19 protein-coding genes are annotated in these 16,411 nt (G+C 34.4%); 14 read left to right on the forward strand and 5 right to left on the reverse strand.

Annotated elements, in window-relative coordinates; translation table 11 throughout:
- Window positions 1-202 precede the first annotated feature (202 nt).
- The 4 genes from VB264_RS10650 (at window position 203) to VB264_RS10665 (ending at window position 2,550) form a co-directional block, all read left to right on the forward strand.
- Window positions 203-607: a GNAT family N-acetyltransferase gene (locus tag VB264_RS10650; protein WP_323249189.1), complete on the forward strand. Its 405-nt coding sequence runs from the start codon at window positions 203-205 to the stop codon at window positions 605-607.
- An 89-nt stretch (window positions 608-696) separates the two neighbouring features.
- Complete coding sequence (gene purU, locus VB264_RS10655) at window positions 697-1,533, forward strand: formyltetrahydrofolate deformylase (protein ID WP_323249191.1); 837 nt, start codon at window positions 697-699, stop codon at window positions 1,531-1,533.
- A gap of 19 nt (window positions 1,534-1,552) precedes the next feature.
- Window positions 1,553-2,041: a dihydrofolate reductase gene (locus VB264_RS10660; protein WP_323249192.1), complete on the forward strand. Its 489-nt coding sequence runs from the start codon at window positions 1,553-1,555 to the stop codon at window positions 2,039-2,041.
- A 98-nt stretch (window positions 2,042-2,139) separates the two neighbouring features.
- Window positions 2,140-2,550 (forward strand): molybdenum cofactor biosynthesis protein MoaE, encoded by a 411-nt coding sequence (locus VB264_RS10665; protein WP_323249193.1) that lies wholly within the window; start codon window positions 2,140-2,142, stop codon window positions 2,548-2,550.
- A gap of 1 nt (window position 2,551) precedes the next feature.
- On the opposite strand, the gene VB264_RS10670 is transcribed toward VB264_RS10665, so the two are convergent.
- Entirely contained in the window at window positions 2,552-3,562 is a 1,011-nt protein-coding gene (locus VB264_RS10670; RefSeq protein ID WP_323249195.1) for an MDR/zinc-dependent alcohol dehydrogenase-like family protein, read from the reverse strand.
- Window positions 3,563-3,691: 129 nt separating this feature from the next.
- Here VB264_RS10670 and VB264_RS10675 point away from each other — a divergent pair, with 129 nt between their 5' ends.
- The 3 genes from VB264_RS10675 (at window position 3,692) to VB264_RS10685 (ending at window position 7,329) form a co-directional block, all read left to right on the forward strand.
- A complete protein-coding gene (locus VB264_RS10675) occupies window positions 3,692-4,234 on the forward strand; it encodes a hypothetical protein (RefSeq protein ID WP_323249197.1) in 543 nt (180 codons plus the stop codon).
- Between the two features lie 193 nt (window positions 4,235-4,427).
- Window positions 4,428-6,614, forward strand: coding sequence for a S9 family peptidase (locus tag VB264_RS10680; RefSeq protein ID WP_323249199.1), 2,187 nt, complete (start codon window positions 4,428-4,430; stop codon window positions 6,612-6,614).
- 124 nt (window positions 6,615-6,738) lie between these two features.
- The gene (locus tag VB264_RS10685) at window positions 6,739-7,329 is read left to right on the forward strand and encodes a hypothetical protein (RefSeq protein WP_323249201.1); all 591 of its coding nucleotides are present in this window, start codon (window positions 6,739-6,741) and stop codon (window positions 7,327-7,329) included.
- A 260-nt stretch (window positions 7,330-7,589) separates the two neighbouring features.
- Here the strand turns inward: VB264_RS10685 and VB264_RS10690 are convergent, their stop codons facing one another.
- Window positions 7,590-8,294: a hypothetical protein gene (locus VB264_RS10690; protein WP_323249203.1), complete on the reverse strand. Its 705-nt coding sequence runs from the start codon at window positions 8,292-8,294 to the stop codon at window positions 7,590-7,592.
- A 412-nt stretch (window positions 8,295-8,706) separates the two neighbouring features.
- The gene (locus VB264_RS10695; protein WP_323249205.1) at window positions 8,707-9,870 is read right to left on the reverse strand and encodes a sigma-54-dependent transcriptional regulator; all 1,164 of its coding nucleotides are present in this window, start codon (window positions 9,868-9,870) and stop codon (window positions 8,707-8,709) included.
- Between the two features lie 323 nt (window positions 9,871-10,193).
- Between VB264_RS10695 and VB264_RS10700 the strand changes: the two genes are divergently transcribed.
- Genes VB264_RS10700 through VB264_RS10720 form a run of 5 tightly spaced genes read left to right on the forward strand, consistent with a single transcriptional unit; the run spans window position 10,194 to window position 13,234 of the window.
- A complete protein-coding gene (locus VB264_RS10700) occupies window positions 10,194-10,619 on the forward strand; it encodes a DM13 domain-containing protein (protein WP_323249207.1) in 426 nt (141 codons plus the stop codon).
- Between the two features lie 36 nt (window positions 10,620-10,655).
- The gene (locus VB264_RS10705; protein ID WP_323249209.1) at window positions 10,656-11,387 is read left to right on the forward strand and encodes a hypothetical protein; all 732 of its coding nucleotides are present in this window, start codon (window positions 10,656-10,658) and stop codon (window positions 11,385-11,387) included.
- A gap of 5 nt (window positions 11,388-11,392) precedes the next feature.
- Window positions 11,393-11,920 (forward strand): YceI family protein, encoded by a 528-nt coding sequence (locus VB264_RS10710; protein ID WP_323249211.1) that lies wholly within the window; start codon window positions 11,393-11,395, stop codon window positions 11,918-11,920.
- 49 nt (window positions 11,921-11,969) lie between these two features.
- The gene (locus VB264_RS10715) at window positions 11,970-12,473 is read left to right on the forward strand and encodes a hypothetical protein (protein ID WP_323249213.1); all 504 of its coding nucleotides are present in this window, start codon (window positions 11,970-11,972) and stop codon (window positions 12,471-12,473) included.
- A gap of 47 nt (window positions 12,474-12,520) precedes the next feature.
- Window positions 12,521-13,234, forward strand: a complete 714-nt coding sequence (locus tag VB264_RS10720; RefSeq protein ID WP_323249215.1) for an NRDE family protein — start codon at window positions 12,521-12,523, stop codon at window positions 13,232-13,234.
- A 1-nt stretch (window position 13,235) separates the two neighbouring features.
- Here the strand turns inward: VB264_RS10720 and VB264_RS10725 are convergent, their stop codons facing one another.
- Window positions 13,236-13,502 carry a hypothetical protein gene (locus VB264_RS10725; RefSeq protein WP_323249217.1) on the reverse strand — a complete coding sequence of 89 codons (267 nt, stop codon included), beginning with the start codon at window positions 13,500-13,502 and terminating at the stop codon, window positions 13,236-13,238.
- 21 nt (window positions 13,503-13,523) lie between these two features.
- Window positions 13,524-14,237: a phytanoyl-CoA dioxygenase family protein gene (locus VB264_RS10730; RefSeq protein WP_323249218.1), complete on the reverse strand. Its 714-nt coding sequence runs from the start codon at window positions 14,235-14,237 to the stop codon at window positions 13,524-13,526.
- Window positions 14,238-14,563: 326 nt separating this feature from the next.
- Between VB264_RS10730 and VB264_RS10735 the strand changes: the two genes are divergently transcribed.
- Both VB264_RS10735 and VB264_RS10740 read left to right on the forward strand, forming a co-directional pair.
- Window positions 14,564-15,211: a Pr6Pr family membrane protein gene (locus VB264_RS10735; RefSeq protein WP_323249220.1), complete on the forward strand. Its 648-nt coding sequence runs from the start codon at window positions 14,564-14,566 to the stop codon at window positions 15,209-15,211.
- Window positions 15,212-15,272: 61 nt separating this feature from the next.
- Window positions 15,273-16,214, forward strand: a complete 942-nt coding sequence (locus VB264_RS10740) for a PorP/SprF family type IX secretion system membrane protein (protein ID WP_323249222.1) — start codon at window positions 15,273-15,275, stop codon at window positions 16,212-16,214.
- The last annotated feature ends 197 nt before the right edge of the window (window positions 16,215-16,411 follow it).

A 16,411-nucleotide genomic window follows, 5' to 3' on the forward strand; every position in this document is an offset into this window, starting at 1 on the left:
CTGAAAATAAAAATATTGGAAAATAGGGTGGTTAATAAAACTAACATTCAGTTGTTTGATAAAAATACATCATTACTGCTTATAAATACCTCTAGAAAAAGCCTTTTAACCAAAATAGTAACAAAGGCTTTGAAAAGAATAACAATTAATCTACTTACTTTGTATTTTAATTAAAGCAAAATGATTTTAATCAATAGTATTTGTGGAAGTCAGAAAAATAAATCCTAGCGATACTTGGTCAATCCGACAAAGCGTAATGTGGCCAGATAAACCACTAGCTTATGTGCAATTGGAAGAAGATGAAAGAGGGGTGCATTTTGGAGTATTCGAAAATACTGAATTGCTTTCTGTTGTATCCTTATTTTTAGAAGAAGAAAATGCCCAGTTTAGAAAATTTGCTACAAAAGTAGCCCATCAAGGCAAAGGTTATGGTTCTGTATTACTTCAAGCACTGATTGAAGAATGCGAAAAACAACATATAAAGAATCTCTGGTGTAATGCCAGAGTAAGTGCTTATCCGTTTTATCAAAAATTTGGTTTTGAAATCGTGTCGGAAACGTGGACAAAAGATGGAATCGAGTTTGTGAAGATGAGTAAAACATTTTAATCTTTACGGCACCGGAAGGAATCGAACCCACATCAAGCGTTTATGTTTTGAGTAAAACACTGAAAACCCAAATTTAATTTTAATTAAAAATGACTGATTATATATTAAGAATTGATTGTACCGACGAAAAGGGACTTGTTCATAAAATTACAGGAGTACTTTTTTTTAATAACCTTAATATTGAACGTACCGACGAGTTTGTAGATGTTGACAACAATCTTTTTTTCATGCGTGTAGCTTTTTCTGGCGACTGCGACCCAGAAAGAATTGAAGATGGACTAAGAGGAATCCTGCCAAGTACCGCTAATATCGACCTTACTACTAAACAAGTAAAAGACGTAGTGGTATTGGTTACCAAAGAACACCACTGCCTTTCAGATTTATTGATTAGAAATGAATTCAACGATTTGCCTTTTAATATTTTAGCAGTAATTGGCAATCATGAAGTATTACGTCCGCTTACTGAGAAATTTAATGTCCCTTTCCATTATGTTTCAGCAGAGGGTATTACGCGTGCTGAACATGAAAAGCAGATTGAAGAATTGGTGAAAAGTTACTCACCAGATTACCTGATTCTTGCCAAATTTATGCGCATCCTCACGCCAGAATTTACCAAGAAGTTCAGTAAGAAAGTTGTCAATATTCACCATTCATTTTTACCTGCTTTTATCGGAGCTAATCCGTATAAACAAGCACATCACAGAGGCGTAAAAATTATTGGTGCAACAGCGCATTTTGTAACAGATGATTTGGATGAAGGTCCAATTATTTTTCAAGATATCACAAGAGTAGACCATACCAAAAATGCTTTAGAAATGGCTCAGGCTGGGCGTGATGTAGAGAAAATTGTATTGGCTAAAGCCTTAAAGTTTGTCCTTGAAGACCGTGTGTTTATTCATGGCAATAAGACGATTATTTTTGAGTAAAAAGTTAAATCAAACTACATTGAAATTATCAATCATCGTAGCCGTTGCTGAAAACGGCGTTATCGGACATAATAATCAACTAATTTGGCGATTGCCTGAAGATTTAAAGATGTTTAAACGACTTACAACTGGGCATCCAGTGATTATGGGGCGTAAAACATTTGAATCTATCGGTAAGCCACTGCCAAATCGTACTTCCATCATCATTACCCAAAATCCTGAATTTCAAGTGGAAGGCTGTATCACTGTTCATTCTTTGGAAGATGCTATCGAAGCAGCTAGTGAGATAGAAGATAACGAAGCCTTTATCATCGGTGGTGCAGAGATTTATCGCCTGTCCTTGCCTTTTACAGATAAAATCTATCTGACAGAAGTTCATCATGTTTTTGAAGGAGATACTTTCTTTCCAGAACTTGATAAAAATGTTTGGGAAGAAGTAAGTAGAATAGACCACGAAACCGACGAGAAGCATTTGTATAGATACTCCTTTTTGGAATTGGAAAAGTAATTTGAAAATTTGAAGATGTGTTGATTTGAAAATTAGGATTTAAATTTTCGTGCGTTAACATTCTTCAAAATTTTCTTTAGACTAAACGAATATTTTAAATGATACAAATAGCCGACAAAGCCATTGATATTCAAGCTTGTATTGATGCCGCACAGTCAGAACGTGCGGGAGCAGTGGATGTATTTATCGGAACTGTCAGAAATCATAATAATGCCAAAGAAGTAGTAAGACTAATCTTTGAAACGTATGATACAATGGCGGTAAAAAAAATGCAGGCACTAGCCGACCAAGCCAGAGAAAAATGGGAGATTGAAAAAATCGTAATGGTACATCGCAAAGGAACATTAGAAATCGGCGATGTGGCTGTGGTAATTGCTGTTTCTACACCACACCGAGCTGCCTCTTTTGAAGCTTGCCAATGGCTAATTGATACCCTCAAACAAGTAGTACCTATCTGGAAAAGAGAAGTTTATAAAGATGGCGAAGAGTGGCTAGAAGCACACCCTTGATTTATAAAATCATCAGGTTACAACCGCGAATATCCGAATTGTCAAACCTGCCTAATACCCTAAATTGTCCAGTGTCAGGGATAAATGAGCCTAAATCTTTGGTTTCAATAAATGAGCAAGAGTCTACATTGGCTAAATCAATGACATTGATGCCTCCTCTAGTTTGATGTTCAACATTAAAAGGGTCGTTTACATCTCTTAATAAGATTTTCATCGAAGCAGGTAAATCAAAAATACCCTCTCCGAATGAATACCCTTGCGATAATAATTCGGTCATGCCATATTCTGAATGAATTTTATCGACATAGAAGGCATTCGTCAGTATTTCATGTACTTCTTCGCGGAGCAATTCTTTTCTTCGCCCTTTCATACCGCCTGTTTCCATTACTGTTAAGTGTTGAAATGCTTGAAGGAAAGATAAGTCTAAGCCCGCTTCAGCAAAATCTAGTAAGCCAAAGGTCACCCCGATTAATAATATTTTTTTAGAAGAATCCTCTGAGGTAATTCTTTTTAAGGTAGTTGCTAGTTCGTGGTAATTATTCAGATAAAATCCTGAATCTGGCGATTTACTTTGTTTGATAAAATGCTCGACCATATACACCAAAGAAGAATTGTTTCGCTCAAGATAGGAAGGGAGCAATGCCAGAATTTGAAATTCAGCGAGTGTACCATAGAATTTTTCAAAAATCTGTTCGGCAATTTGCAAATAGAAATCAGGGTCGGCTACCAAGTGTCTTGATGTATTTTGCCCTGTCGTTCCGCTACTTTCAAAAATTATTTTTGGTTGTACTTCACCACTGAGGATGGTCTGAGTTTTGAAAAATTCAATCGGCAAAAATGGAATGTCTTTAATTGACTGAACCTTTGATACATCAACTTGTAGATATTTTAAGTACTTTGCATAAGTAACGTTATTTTGAGCTTGAAAACGGAAAATACTTAGTGCCAAGTCATCAAAATTTTGTGTATTTACGTTGAGTACGCTTGCTTTTAATTGTGCTGATGTTATCATTTTGGGGTCGATTCGTGAAATCAATCTAATATCGTTCTGCAAAATTAAGCAAATCATTAACTTTACAGAACAATAAAACAACAAGGAAGCGAGGAAAATCGTTATACCGTTAAAATGTTTTTAAATGCTATGAGAAAGAACTTATACATCTTTAGTTTTTTAGTGCTTATGTTTTCTTGTACGGGCGTACCAGATTTTAGTAATATACCCAGTATTTCATATAATAATCTTCGTATCATCACTACAGAAAAACCAACTCAATTGGGGGTTACCAAAAAAGACTCTGTGATTATTTCTATTAACTTTCAAGATGGTGACGGTGATTTAGGATTTAATACTCAGGAGTTCGCAGCGTTGCAAAAAAAATATGGTTTAGATGTCAGGACTTTCTTGATTGATTTATATGTAAAAAAGAATGGTAAGTTCGTATTGAGCGACCCTAGTGTGAAATTTGGAGGGAATATATTATTCCATTTAAAAGATGGTACTAAGGCTGGTCCTATCGAAGGGGTCGTAGATTATTCTGTCAATTTTGAATACCTTAACTTCGCAGGGATTCCTAATCTAACTGGTAAAAAGGATACAGTGAAGTTTGAAATAACGATTAAAGACAGAGCAATGAACACAAGTAATACTACTGAAACCCCAGAGGTTGTTATTTTTAATCAATAGAATCAGTCATAAAACATTACGATCAAAATTGGCATGGCTTCGGTCATGCCAATTTTGTTTTAGCTTAATCAAGCTTTCTAACAGCCTTTTCCTCTATTTTTTTTATCTTTGACAATAACATAAAAAGGTTTTCTAGTTTGAATGAAAAACTTTCCAGAAATCAACCAATCAACAATCAAGCCCCATAATATTCGTGAAAAAACTGCTTTATATTGCCTTCATCATTATTTACGCTGTAAATACTCCAGTATTCGCGCAGAAAAAGAAAGTTAGCTTAGAAGACATTTGGACTAAATATACTTTCAACCAAAAACAAGTACAGAATGTCAATTGGATGAAAGATGGTGCATTTTATACTGCCCTTGATAATGGTAAAGTTATCAAATATCAAGTGACGGATGGTTCGGCAGTAGAGACCATCTTTAATGAAGCCGTAAGTGTAGAAAATCTAGGAAAAAAAATAGTAATAGATGACTACGCACTTTCTGCGGACGAACAAAAATTATTGATAAGTACAGAATCAGAGCCTATTTATCGTCGTAGTTCGAAAGAAGAAAATTTTGTATATGATTTGAAAACAAAGAAACTTGTTCAGCTTTCTAGCGGAGGGAAACAAATGTTTGCTACTTTTTCTCCTGACGGTTCTAAAGTAGCTTTTGTTCGTCAAAACAACTTATTTATCGTTGATTTAGGTACTATGACAGAGCAAAAAATTACCAATGATGGTAAATGGAATCATATTATCAATGGTGCTTGCGACTGGGTTTATGAAGAAGAATTCTCTTTTGCTCGTGCCTTTCAATGGTCACCAGACAGCAAGAAAATAGCCTATTATACTTTTGATGAGAGCAATGTGCCAGAATATAATTTGCAAATGTGGGGTAAATTATATCCTACAGATTACCGTTATAAGTACCCAAAAGCAGGAGAGGCAAATTCTAAAGTAGCTATTTCGGTGTATCACCTGAATGAAGTAAAAAGCACTAAAATGGATATTGGTTACGATACTGATATTTATGTGCCAAGGATTCGCTGGACACAGGATGCTAATGTATTGTCTATCACAAAATTGAATCGTTTACAAAACCATTTGGATATTCTTCATGCTGATGCTTTAACGGGTAATACTAAAGTAATCCATACAGAAGAAAGTAGAACCTATGTAGATGTTGAACATTTTGCGGATGATTTAACGTATTTGTCTGACGGGAAATCATTCATTGCATCTTCGGAAAAAGACGGTTTCAAACACCTTTATCATTATGATATTACGGGTAAATTGATACAGCAAATCACCACTGGAAAATGGGAAGTAGATGATTTTTATGGGATTGATGAAAAAACAAAAACACTTTATTTTACCTCTACCGAATTATCTAATACTGAACGCCAGCTATTTAGTATTTCTTTAGATGGGAAAAACAAAAAACAGCTTTCGCAAGAGAAGGGCATGAATAGTGCTAATTTCAGCAATGATTTTAAATACTACATCCTCAATCATTCGGCGGCGAATAGTCCAGTAAAGGTAAGTTTACACAAAGCACCATCGGGACAATTAGTAAAAGTGTTAGAAGACAATGCTGAACTAAGAAAAACCCTTGAAACTTATGATTTAGCCAAAAAGGAGTTTATGACCATCACAACATCTGAAAATATTGAGTTGAATGCATGGATGATAAAACCTACTAATTTTGACCCTAAGAAAAAATATCCAGTATTTATGTTTCTATATGGTGGACCGGGAAGTCAGCAGGTATTAAATCAGTTTGATAGTTTTAATTCATTTTGGTATCAGCATTTAGCTCAGAAAGGATACATCGTTGCTTGTGTAGATAACCGTGGTACTGGTGGAAAAGGAGCAGATTTTAAGAAATGTACTTACCTGAATTTAGGAAAACTAGAAGTAAAAGACCAAATAGAAGCTGCAAAATATTGGGGGAATTTGCCTTATGTAGATAAAACTAGAATCGGGATTCAGGGATGGAGTTATGGTGGATATATGTCATCAAACTGTTTGTTCCAAGGTGCTGATTATTTCAAAGCCGCCATCGCTGTTGCTCCTGTTACTAATTGGCGTTTTTATGATAGTATTTATACTGAAAGATTCTTAAGAACTCCTCAGGAAAATGCAAAAGGCTATGATGAAAACTCGCCTGTAACTTATGCTAAAAACTTAAAAGGAAATTTCTTATTAGTACATGGAACGGGTGATGATAACGTGCATTTCCAAAATTCAATAGCGCTAGAAGAAGCCCTGATTAAAGCTAATAAACAGTTTCAATCGTTTTATTATCCCAACAAGAATCATGGTATTTATGGAGGGAACACTCGTTTCCACCTTTATACAATGATGACTAATTTTATTGAGAAGAATTTATAAGGGCTATGGGCTATCGGTCTTCGGCTTTTGGCTGTCGGTGACCTAATAATTATTCCTAGCGAGTGACTTAAGTCACTCGCTAGGAATAAAGAATTTATTATACCTTTTAATCATTCGCATCACCATGAACCTTCGTTTTTTACTACTAGTAGCCTGTCTACTTTGTTTGAATGATACTTTTGCACAAAATATTACTAGTCCCGAAGAACAAGGACAAATAAAGCAAGTGATAGCCGATGAGGCTAACTATTTTAATGCAAGGAATTTTGAAAAATGGAGCCTTTGTTTTCGACAAACAGCACAAACCTATTGGGCTGTGGTAGATAAAGAATTAACAGCACAACAAGAAAATTGGGATAATATCAGCAAGTTTGTTATTATTTATTTCGGTCAGAACCCTAAAGTGACTAAGGCAAGTTATACCAGAGAGAATTTTAATTTTAGAAAAGTAAATCCAACCTATGTATGGCTTAGTTTCGACCAAACAAAAACGATAGATGGTAAAAAGATAGCAACCAAAGAGTTGAGAATAATGGAATTGATAAAAGGCGAGTGGAAAATCGTAAACCGAACAGGCTTTTCAGTCAATACCGAGAAAAAAGAAATCAGTATTGAGAAAAAGGACGAAAAGGCAAAAGCCGATAAAAACTGGAAAACTGAAGTGCTTGATAAGGCGGAGAAGAAGTTGAAAGAGACAAAACCAACTAAACAGTAGCACGGACTTTACAAGTAGTGTAATTACTTCTAAAATGATTTAAAACTTTGTTGGTATCCTTTTCTACAAATTGTGTGAAAACTAAGATTATGACTGACAAAGTAATGATATTGGTTCTGTAGAAGCGTTGTATTTTCAGAGAATACTAAATACACAGTAGTTTCTTCTCATTTACAATAAATTTTAATTATCCCTTAAAAAATATGTGTTGTTGATGTTTTCCATCAGCAACACATAGACTTGCTTGAACTAATAAGGGATTAGAAATTAAGGGCAATTCCTATATTCATTTGCTTATAATTATTTTGATAAAAAATAGGAGTCAGCGAAACTTTTTTATCTAGTACTAGTCCACTATTATACGTAGCAATAGCTTGTTTTAATTGTTTGTTAGCACTGCTATTAATGATAAGCCCTATACCAACTATTCCTGTTCCAATACCAAACAAACCTGTATTAAACCCTTTACCTCCTATTGCTGCACCAATAGACCAGCCCATTATAAAACTACCAACAGAAGCGACAGTATTAGCAAATTTAGATTTTGAACGATAAGATACTAAATTATTAGTAATCTGTGGATTAGACGTTTTTAGCAAAATATTGTCCATCTCATCGATTTTTTTGTAGTGAATACCTTTGTAAATAATCCCACCACCTTTGAAATACACACTATCCTGACTGTCCAAAACTTTTTGATTTTCATTAATCGTAGTGGTTACTTTTTGAGGCAATACTATTCCTAGGGGTTCAGTTTTTCCCTCTTGATATTTTATGGATAAAATAAGAGTTTTAGCAATAGTAAATCTGTCTTTGGATACATAATCTTCACAGGTAATATGAGTATCAGTAGTGGTTAACACTTTTACATTTTGAGTTTTACCATTTGTATAGGTTATAATATCCTGACAAAAAGACGTACATGTAGATAGGGCGAATAAGAGTAATAGAAAAGTGTTTTTCATGGTAGGTTGTTTATTTATTTTAAGAAAATGTATGATTGGTTTAAAATGGGGTAGTATACTTCCTAATATCTGATATTAATCTTAAGTTTTTCTAAGAATTAAAATAAAGAAAGAGTGTCACGCTCGAAATTTGTTAAGATGAAATAATAAGATAGGTTATTGGTATTCAGTATAATATTGAAGCTGTTTAAACTTTCCCTTTCGGGTTAAACTAAGTCTTTTAGAATAGCTTATTCCAAAATTTACTCAACGTAGCGATGCTATGCTTCGCAAATTTTGAAAAAATCAATTCAAAAATACAATACTTTCACCTCAGAAATGGAAAGTTTAAACAGCTTCATAAACTAAAATCAAAAAGAGCAAACCCTCCAAAATGAATTTGCCCTTTTTGATAGATAACTAAAGCCTTAAACTAAATCACTGGCGTAGCAAATATTTTTACGTCGTCTAACGTAATTAATTCATTACACATAATGACTAATCTCTCGACAACGTTTCTTAATTCACGAACATTCCCTGTCCAAGGTAAAGTTTGTAAATATTCCATGGCTTCTTTTTCAATTTGCTTAGTTGGTTGTCCGTATTCATCGGCCACATCATTAAGAAATTTCTCCACTAACAAAGGAATATCATCTGGGCGTTGTTTAAGTGGGGGTACGTATATCGGAATCACACTTAAACGGTGATACAAATCTTCACGGAAACGTCCTTCTGCAATTTCTACTTGTAAATTCTTATTGGTAGCTGCAAAAACACGCACATTGATTTTGATTTCCTTATCACCGCCTACTCGCGTAATTTTATGTTCTTGTAAAGCCCTCAGCACTTTTGATTGTGCCGAAAGCGACATATCACCAATTTCATCTAAGAATAGCGTTCCGCCATCTGCTTGTTCAAACTTGCCAATTCTTTGTTTTACCGCAGAAGTAAAAGAGCCTTTTTCATGACCGAATAATTCAGATTCGATTAGTTCAGCAGGAATGGCTGCACAGTTTACTTCAATCAAAGGCATTGCTACTCTATTACTTTTTTCATGCAGACGCTTCGCTACCATTTCTTTACCCGCCCCATTAGGACCAGTAATTAATACACGCGCCTCAGTAGGACCCACACGGTCTGCAATATCTTTTACTTTTTGAATAGCGACAGATTCTCCAACAATTTCATTCAATCGGTAAACTTTTTTCTTCAAAACTTTTGTTTCTATGATCATTTTACCGCGCTCTACTGCATTTCTTACAGTTACTAAAAGACGATTCAGATCAGGGGGTTTGGATATAAAATCAAATGCTCCACGTTTAGTGGCTTCTACTGCAGTTTCTACATTTCCAAAAGCCGAAATCATGATGAATTGTGTGGAACGTCCCAATTCAGTTGCTTTTTGAAGTAGCTCTAGTCCATCGATTTTAGGCATACGAATATCGCAAAGCACCACATCATAGTCGTTTTGCTTGAACATCTCTAATCCTTGTTCCCCGTCGTTTGCTTCGTCAATCTTATAGCCTTCATACTCTAGTATGTCTCGCAGAGCACCTCGAATCGCTTTTTCATCGTCAATAATTAATAATTTCGCCATGAATTGGAATTGGGGATTTTGTGCAGCTTCAATTTTAAGGTATTTATGCTGTGAATTTAAGAAGTAATCATTAAAAATACTTAATTTTATCCTCTTTACTTTGCTCTTTCTGCCAAATTTTTAATGAAAAAAGCAAAATTTGCATCAAGAATTAAATTTGGCTCATAGTTTTACCATATTTTTTTGCTTCAATTAAATTCAATTCCTCTCGGTTAAGTAATCATTTATTGAAATAGACGCTCATTTTTACTTTAGGTCACCTAGCCGACAGTACAATTGTTTGGATATTTCCAAATTTGTGATGTAATCAACATCATAAAACAATGAAACAGCTTCTCATTATTCTCTCAAGTATTGCTTTACTAAGTTCATGTGTTAAAAATATTGAACTCATTCCAGTAAATAATGTACAGCCTCCCGAAATAAAAGAAGGAAAAGAATTAGCTACAGGTATGTTTTCAAATGGTGCGCATGCAGTTTCAGGGACAGTTAAGATCATTAGCGATAGCAATAACGCTGACAAGAAATATCTATCCTTTGAAAACTTTAAAACTGAACAAGGACCAGACCTATACATTTATCTAGCTGAGGATACTCGTTCAACCAATTTCGTAACCGTAGTAAAACTTGATAAAACAGGTACGTTTGTATTGGATGTTCCACAGGAGGCTAAGCTTGATAAACAGAAATACGTATTGGTTTGGTGTCGGCAATTTAGTGTATTGTTTGGAAGTGCCAAGTTGTTATAGTGAAATTTTTAAATGAAATAATTAAATTCAAGCATAATGAAAAAAATATTTGTATGTTTATCGTTGATTCTTGTCTGTATCAAAGGTTTTGCTCAAGGCTATGATACCTCTTATAAAACAGCCGATTTGGCTTTAGCTACAGGAACAGGATTTTCTCCGGCACTATCATATACTCAAATGTTTGGTATCGGCAGATCCTATCGTTTCAAAATAGGATATGGAGTACGATTAACGTCTTTTTTTGCGAATGATATTCAGTTACGAACAGCTCCCGCAAGCCTAACCTCGGGTACATCCAATTTTGCAGCATTAGTATCAGATGATATTGTAGCAAATATTGATACCTTTAGGATAAAAAAAGTACAAGCTAACGCATTAAATCTTACTATTAATTTACAATATGCCCTTACTCAAAAATTAGAAGTTGGTATCAATATAGATGCCATAGGCTTTAGTTTTGGTACTAAGCAGTCGGGCGATTTAATTGCCAAGGCTTCAAAGCGAAAGTTCAATGATGGTACTGTCGTTTCAGAGGCTAAACCAACTAATTTTAATCTATTATTAGTAAGCGATTCAGACAAAGGTAGTTTAAACTCAGAATTATTTCTGCGCTATTGGGTAAATAATAAAATAGGTATACGGGGTGGTTTGAGTTTCTTTTTTGTCGAATATACTTCCGATAAAAAAGTATCTGTAGCCAACCAAGAAAACGACCGATGGCGCTATAAAAGCCTTTTGCCAATGGTGGCAATTTCCTATAAATTTTAGAAGTTATGAAAAAAATCTTAATCTGTTTGCTCTTCGTAAATATCAGCACCTTTGCACAACAATGGAAACCCGTAAGCGCAGGGGTTACATTTAAAATAAAAATGTTAGGCTCTACCATCAATGGTAAATTCAAAGGCTTTTCAGGAGTGTTGAAATTCGATACTAATGATTTAAATAATGCAAGCTTGGTGGCTTCTGTGGAGGCGTCTACGTTGGATACCGACAATAATATCCGGAACAGACATTTAAAAGAGAAGGAAGATTTTTTTAATGTCGCTAAATATCCATCTATTAAAATGAAATCTACAAAGATTGAAAAAATCGGCAATGACTTTATCGGATATTTTGATTTGACGATTAAAGAAACTACCAAAAATGTCAAAATACCATTTACATTCAAACAGGAAGGGAACAATGCTACCTTTTTAGGAAGTACCACCATTAACAGGAGAGAGTGGGCTGTAGGAGGAGGAACGCTTGGCATGAGTGAGGATGTGACATTTACAATTTTAGTCAATGCCATAGTTCAGTAGCTAGAAAATATTTACAAATTATTGCTTTCAATTTACATAAAACTATAAAATGATGCTCCAAAAAATTAACATTGAGATTATCAAACAGCTTGCTGATTTGATGGAGAGTTTAGAAAACGAAGTGTATAAAGATAATCTTGCCCCCTTGCATGATCATTCAGTTGGACAACACGTAAGACATATTACTGAATTTTACTTATGTCTTTTAAAAGGGTACGAAACAGGAATGGTAAACTATGATGCCCGTGAACGAGATTTACGCATAGAAAGGGATAAGGGTTTTGCTTTGGAAGTATTAGAGAATGTAACCAATCGCTTGGATTTTTATCAGCACGATAGAACATTAACCCTTCAATCTGCATTTGGTTTAGAACAAGCAATGGATATTTCAAGTAGCTTTTTTCGCGAACTTACTTACCTGATAGAGCATACCATCCATCATTTGGCGATTATCAAAATTGGGTTGAATGAAGTGTATCCAACTATTCACATTTCCTCTGACTTTGGTGTGGCTCATTCTACCATTAAACATCGCAAAATGGCTGAAGCCTAAAACAGATTAAAATTTCATGTAAATCAATACCAACTCATTTATTAAAAATGTGTGTACTTACTTATTTGCCTAATAAAAATGGTTTTTTCTTGACCAATAATCGAGACGAAGCCCTAGCACGCCCCAAAGCGATACCTCCTAGGAAGTATGTTATCAGTGGCAAACAGGTTTTCTTCCCGAAAGATGCACAAGCTGGGGGTACTTGGTTCGCCACTTCTGATGACTTTACGCTTTGCTTATTAAACGGGGCATTTGAAAAACATCAGCACAATCCTCCTTATAAGCAAAGTAGAGGGCAGGTGATTCTGGATTTTTTTAAGTTTAATTCCACTGATGACTTTTTGGCACAATACGAATTTGAAGGAATAGAGAATTTTACGTTGATTGTTATTCATAGTGACAATGAAAACATAAAGTTATGCGAGTTCCGTTGGGATGGCAACGTTTTACATCATGCTCAGAAAGATGCGAGTAAGGCACACATTTGGTCATCGGCTACCTTATACAGTGATGAAATCAGACATCAGCGAGAGCAATGGTTTGATGATTTTCAAGGGAAACATCCTAATTATAGTCCTGAACAAATAATTGATTTTCACCTTTATGGAGGAACAGGCGACGAGGAGAATGATATGCGTATAAACAGGGAAAATCTGTTAGTAACACAATGTGTGTTTCAAGTTGTAAAACAAAATCAATATTTATCTTTCTCTTTCCATGATTTGCTTTCAGAACAAGCGTTGAAGTATAGAGTATTGTGAATTAATTTAAAATCTGTTTGAATACGGTCTCTGGTATTTTGCCAATGATTTCTCCCTTTACTTGTACAAATACGTCTTCTTTTTCTTTAATCAATTGTAGCCTTCCTTTGAAAATAGAAGAGCATTCATTGGTGATGAATTGATTCAGTTTTTTTCTGTTTTCAATTCTGCAAACGAACTCTTGCTCATCTTTGATAACTACTAAACGAATCTTTTCTTTATGAGGAAGCACATTCAATGTAAATGAGGAATTTAGGGATATATTCATGATTTCAATTTTAACATCGTTTTAAACTATTAATAACTCAGACCAATTTAAATTTTGAGGTAATGATTTTCTACTAAATTCTATATGCAAAACTCTTCGCTTTTTATTGTTCTTCGTTCTATTTGAGGCATGTAAAAGCAATGGTTTCATAAACATTATTCCTCCTTTTTTTACCGAACAAATAGTCTCAGTTTCAACTGCCCAATCAATTGTTTCAGGTTTATAAATTCCCTTCAGGTGAGATGTTGGTACTATTTTTAATGCTCCATTGGCATCATCAGTATCGTCAAGGTGAATACGAATAGTAAAATTATCCTCAAGTATATCAATTGGCGGATGTACCGCAAATTGGTTTTGTTTGTTTGTCCAAAGGTCAAATCCTTCAATCTCCACTTTTTTATCTACAGATATTGTTAAATCTTGATGATAAGCAACAAACCAGTTGGAATCTTCTGGTTTATCGAAATAAATAGATTTCACCACAAAATAGTCAGGACCAAATATTTCAGTAATAATTTGTCTCAACTTAGCCGAAAAAACAATTTTGACCGAATCAGGGACTTCTTTAAAGAACTGTCGGATAGCAAATAAATCTTTTGTTTTTCTAAAAGTATCTTTTATGGTGCCTACTTGTTCGATATGCGACAATAAATTGTTGATTTCTTCGTCACTAAAAACATTATCAATAATAGCAAAACCATCATTATTGATTTTGTTATAAATACTTAGATTCATATTAAACTTAATAGCTTATGTTGACAAATACCAATTATAAAATGGCAAAAGTATGAGATTGAATTTTCAATGACTATAAAGAAGCTGTTTAAACTTTCCCTTTCGGATTAAACTAAGTCTTTTAGAATAGCTTGTTCCAAAATTTACTCAACGTAGCGATGCTATGCTTCGCAAATTTTGAAAAAATCAATTCAAAAATACAATACTTTCACCTCGGAAACGGAAAGTTTAAACAGCTTCAAAAATATGTTTTATAATCATTGAAAACAAAAAAGATTCTGAGTAGATTTCAAGTTGTTATTAAAAATAGCTTTAATCTTTCAAGTATGAAAATTTCGCGAATCCCGTCAAAAAAGATCTTTTTAATATTTTTGGTTTTATTGGGCTGGTTTGCCTTGATTCTCCAATATTATGTATTGATAACGAACAAAAAAGCAGATATTTCGGAATTAACGATTAGGTTTTTTAGCTATTTTACTGTCCTTAGCAACCTCCTCGTTTCAATGAGTGCCACAGTATTATTGTTAAAGCCAAATATTGCATTGACAAACTTTTTGTCACTTCCCAAGACATTAACAGCCACCACAGTCTATATCGTTATTGTCAGCATAATTTATAATACCATGCTACGCTTCATATGGCATCCAGAAGGCTTATTGAGGGTTGCCGACGAATTACTTCATTTAATTATACCCCTGATTTTTTTTATCTATTGGCTCGTATATGTCAAGAAAGACGAACTCCAATGGAGTGATTTTCTACCTTGGTTAATTTTCCCTTTCCTCTATATGATTTTTATTTTATTGAGCGGAGCTTTCTCAGGGTTTTATCCATATCCATTTTTTAATGTTATTCAGCTTGGCTATCTAAAAGTAATTATCAATGCCTCCTTTATAACCCTCGTCTTTATAATGGTTTCTTTCCTATTTATAGGCATTGGAAAGCTAATGACTAGAAATGTAGCCTTGAAATAAGTAGTATGATAGAAATATTGTAATCAGGCTTTTTGTAACTTCGCCCCAAAATATTTCATCTATGAAAAACGTCATCCATCGTATATTACTAAATCTTGTTTTCCTTGGTTCATTGTTATGCTCTTTTGTGAGTTTTGCTCAACAAGAACAATTATATATTACCTATCCGTTTATGCCGCTGAATGTAAATCCAGCTTATGCGGGCAGTCGAGAGGTAGTAAGTATGGCAGTACTGTATCGCCGTCGCCCGTTATTTAGTACAGTGGGTGCGGCTGCTACTAATCAACAGTATTTCAATTTTGATATGCCCATTGCTCAAGATAAAATGGCGATAGGTTTTCAAGCATACAGTGCTGATCAATTGATTGGTAACAATACAGGCGGTATTATAGGAAACTTAGGATTATACGGAGACTTCGCCTATCGTTTTACCTTACCCAATGACGGCAAATTAGCATTAGGCGTACAGGCTGGTGTTACGCAAGTACCCGCTTATATCTCATCAAGCGGTGGAGGTATTGGTACCACAGGATTTAATTCAAGTGTTGGCTTGGGAATTTATTACCATAATGATGATTATTACGCAGGTATTTCTTTATTGAATTTGAATGCCAATAAAAATGAATTCAACCAACCTTCGTTTATTACAGCAGGATATGTTTTTGATATTGATGATGACCTTCAGTTGAAGACGGGGGTACTAGTTAGAAGGCTTTCAAACAACTATACTACCCGAACAGACGTTGACCTTAATGCAACAGCATGGATTAATAAGCGTTTTGGATTAGGAGTGTGGTATCAAAATACAGGGTCTGAATTTTCAAATAATGCCTTTTTAGGCTCTTTACAAATTCAATTCAGTAAAATTCAGCTTGGATATGCTTATGACTTTACGGGCAATTCAAATGGGGCAGTCGGAGCTAAAGAAGGCTTTCATCAGATAATGTTACGCTATGAATTTGATTCAGGCAATGGAAAATCGGGTGTTTTTAGATATTTCTGAGATAATCTTACTATCTAAACGAACGTTTATTATCTGTAAAAGCACTGGAATATATCGAAAACCTAAAAAAGCTGAACCAATAGTATAAAATAATTAATTTTTGAAGTTATTATTGTACTTTGTAAAGAAACGTACCCTTTTAGAATCATTAAAAGCTGTGCTATATAAATTTGGCATTCTTTCAATAAAAAACAAAT

Origin of the sequence: Arcicella aquatica (assembly GCF_034928825.1) — a bacterium.
Lineage (GTDB): Bacteria > Bacteroidota > Bacteroidia > Cytophagales > Spirosomataceae > Arcicella > Arcicella aquatica.

Coding starts and splice junctions, on each gene's coding strand:
- purU (WP_323249191.1), top strand. CDS start 697: ATGACTGATTATATATTAAGAATTGATTGTACCGACGAAAAGGGACTT.
- VB264_RS10665 (WP_323249193.1), top strand. CDS start 2,140: ATGATACAAATAGCCGACAAAGCCATTGATATTCAAGCTTGTATTGAT.
- VB264_RS10670 (WP_323249195.1), bottom strand. CDS start 3,562: ATGATAACATCAGCACAATTAAAAGCAAGCGTACTCAACGTAAATACA.
- VB264_RS10675 (WP_323249197.1), top strand. CDS start 3,692: ATGAGAAAGAACTTATACATCTTTAGTTTTTTAGTGCTTATGTTTTCT.
- VB264_RS10685 (WP_323249201.1), top strand. CDS start 6,739: ATGAACCTTCGTTTTTTACTACTAGTAGCCTGTCTACTTTGTTTGAAT.
- VB264_RS10690 (WP_323249203.1), bottom strand. CDS start 8,294: ATGAAAAACACTTTTCTATTACTCTTATTCGCCCTATCTACATGTACG.
- VB264_RS10695 (WP_323249205.1), bottom strand. CDS start 9,870: ATGGCGAAATTATTAATTATTGACGATGAAAAAGCGATTCGAGGTGCT.
- VB264_RS10700 (WP_323249207.1), top strand. CDS start 10,194: ATGAAACAGCTTCTCATTATTCTCTCAAGTATTGCTTTACTAAGTTCA.
- VB264_RS10705 (WP_323249209.1), top strand. CDS start 10,656: ATGAAAAAAATATTTGTATGTTTATCGTTGATTCTTGTCTGTATCAAA.
- VB264_RS10710 (WP_323249211.1), top strand. CDS start 11,393: ATGAAAAAAATCTTAATCTGTTTGCTCTTCGTAAATATCAGCACCTTT.
- VB264_RS10715 (WP_323249213.1), top strand. CDS start 11,970: ATGATGCTCCAAAAAATTAACATTGAGATTATCAAACAGCTTGCTGAT.
- VB264_RS10720 (WP_323249215.1), top strand. CDS start 12,521: ATGTGTGTACTTACTTATTTGCCTAATAAAAATGGTTTTTTCTTGACC.
- VB264_RS10725 (WP_323249217.1), bottom strand. CDS start 13,502: ATGAATATATCCCTAAATTCCTCATTTACATTGAATGTGCTTCCTCAT.
- VB264_RS10730 (WP_323249218.1), bottom strand. CDS start 14,237: ATGAATCTAAGTATTTATAACAAAATCAATAATGATGGTTTTGCTATT.
- VB264_RS10735 (WP_323249220.1), top strand. CDS start 14,564: ATGAAAATTTCGCGAATCCCGTCAAAAAAGATCTTTTTAATATTTTTG.
- VB264_RS10740 (WP_323249222.1), top strand. CDS start 15,273: ATGAAAAACGTCATCCATCGTATATTACTAAATCTTGTTTTCCTTGGT.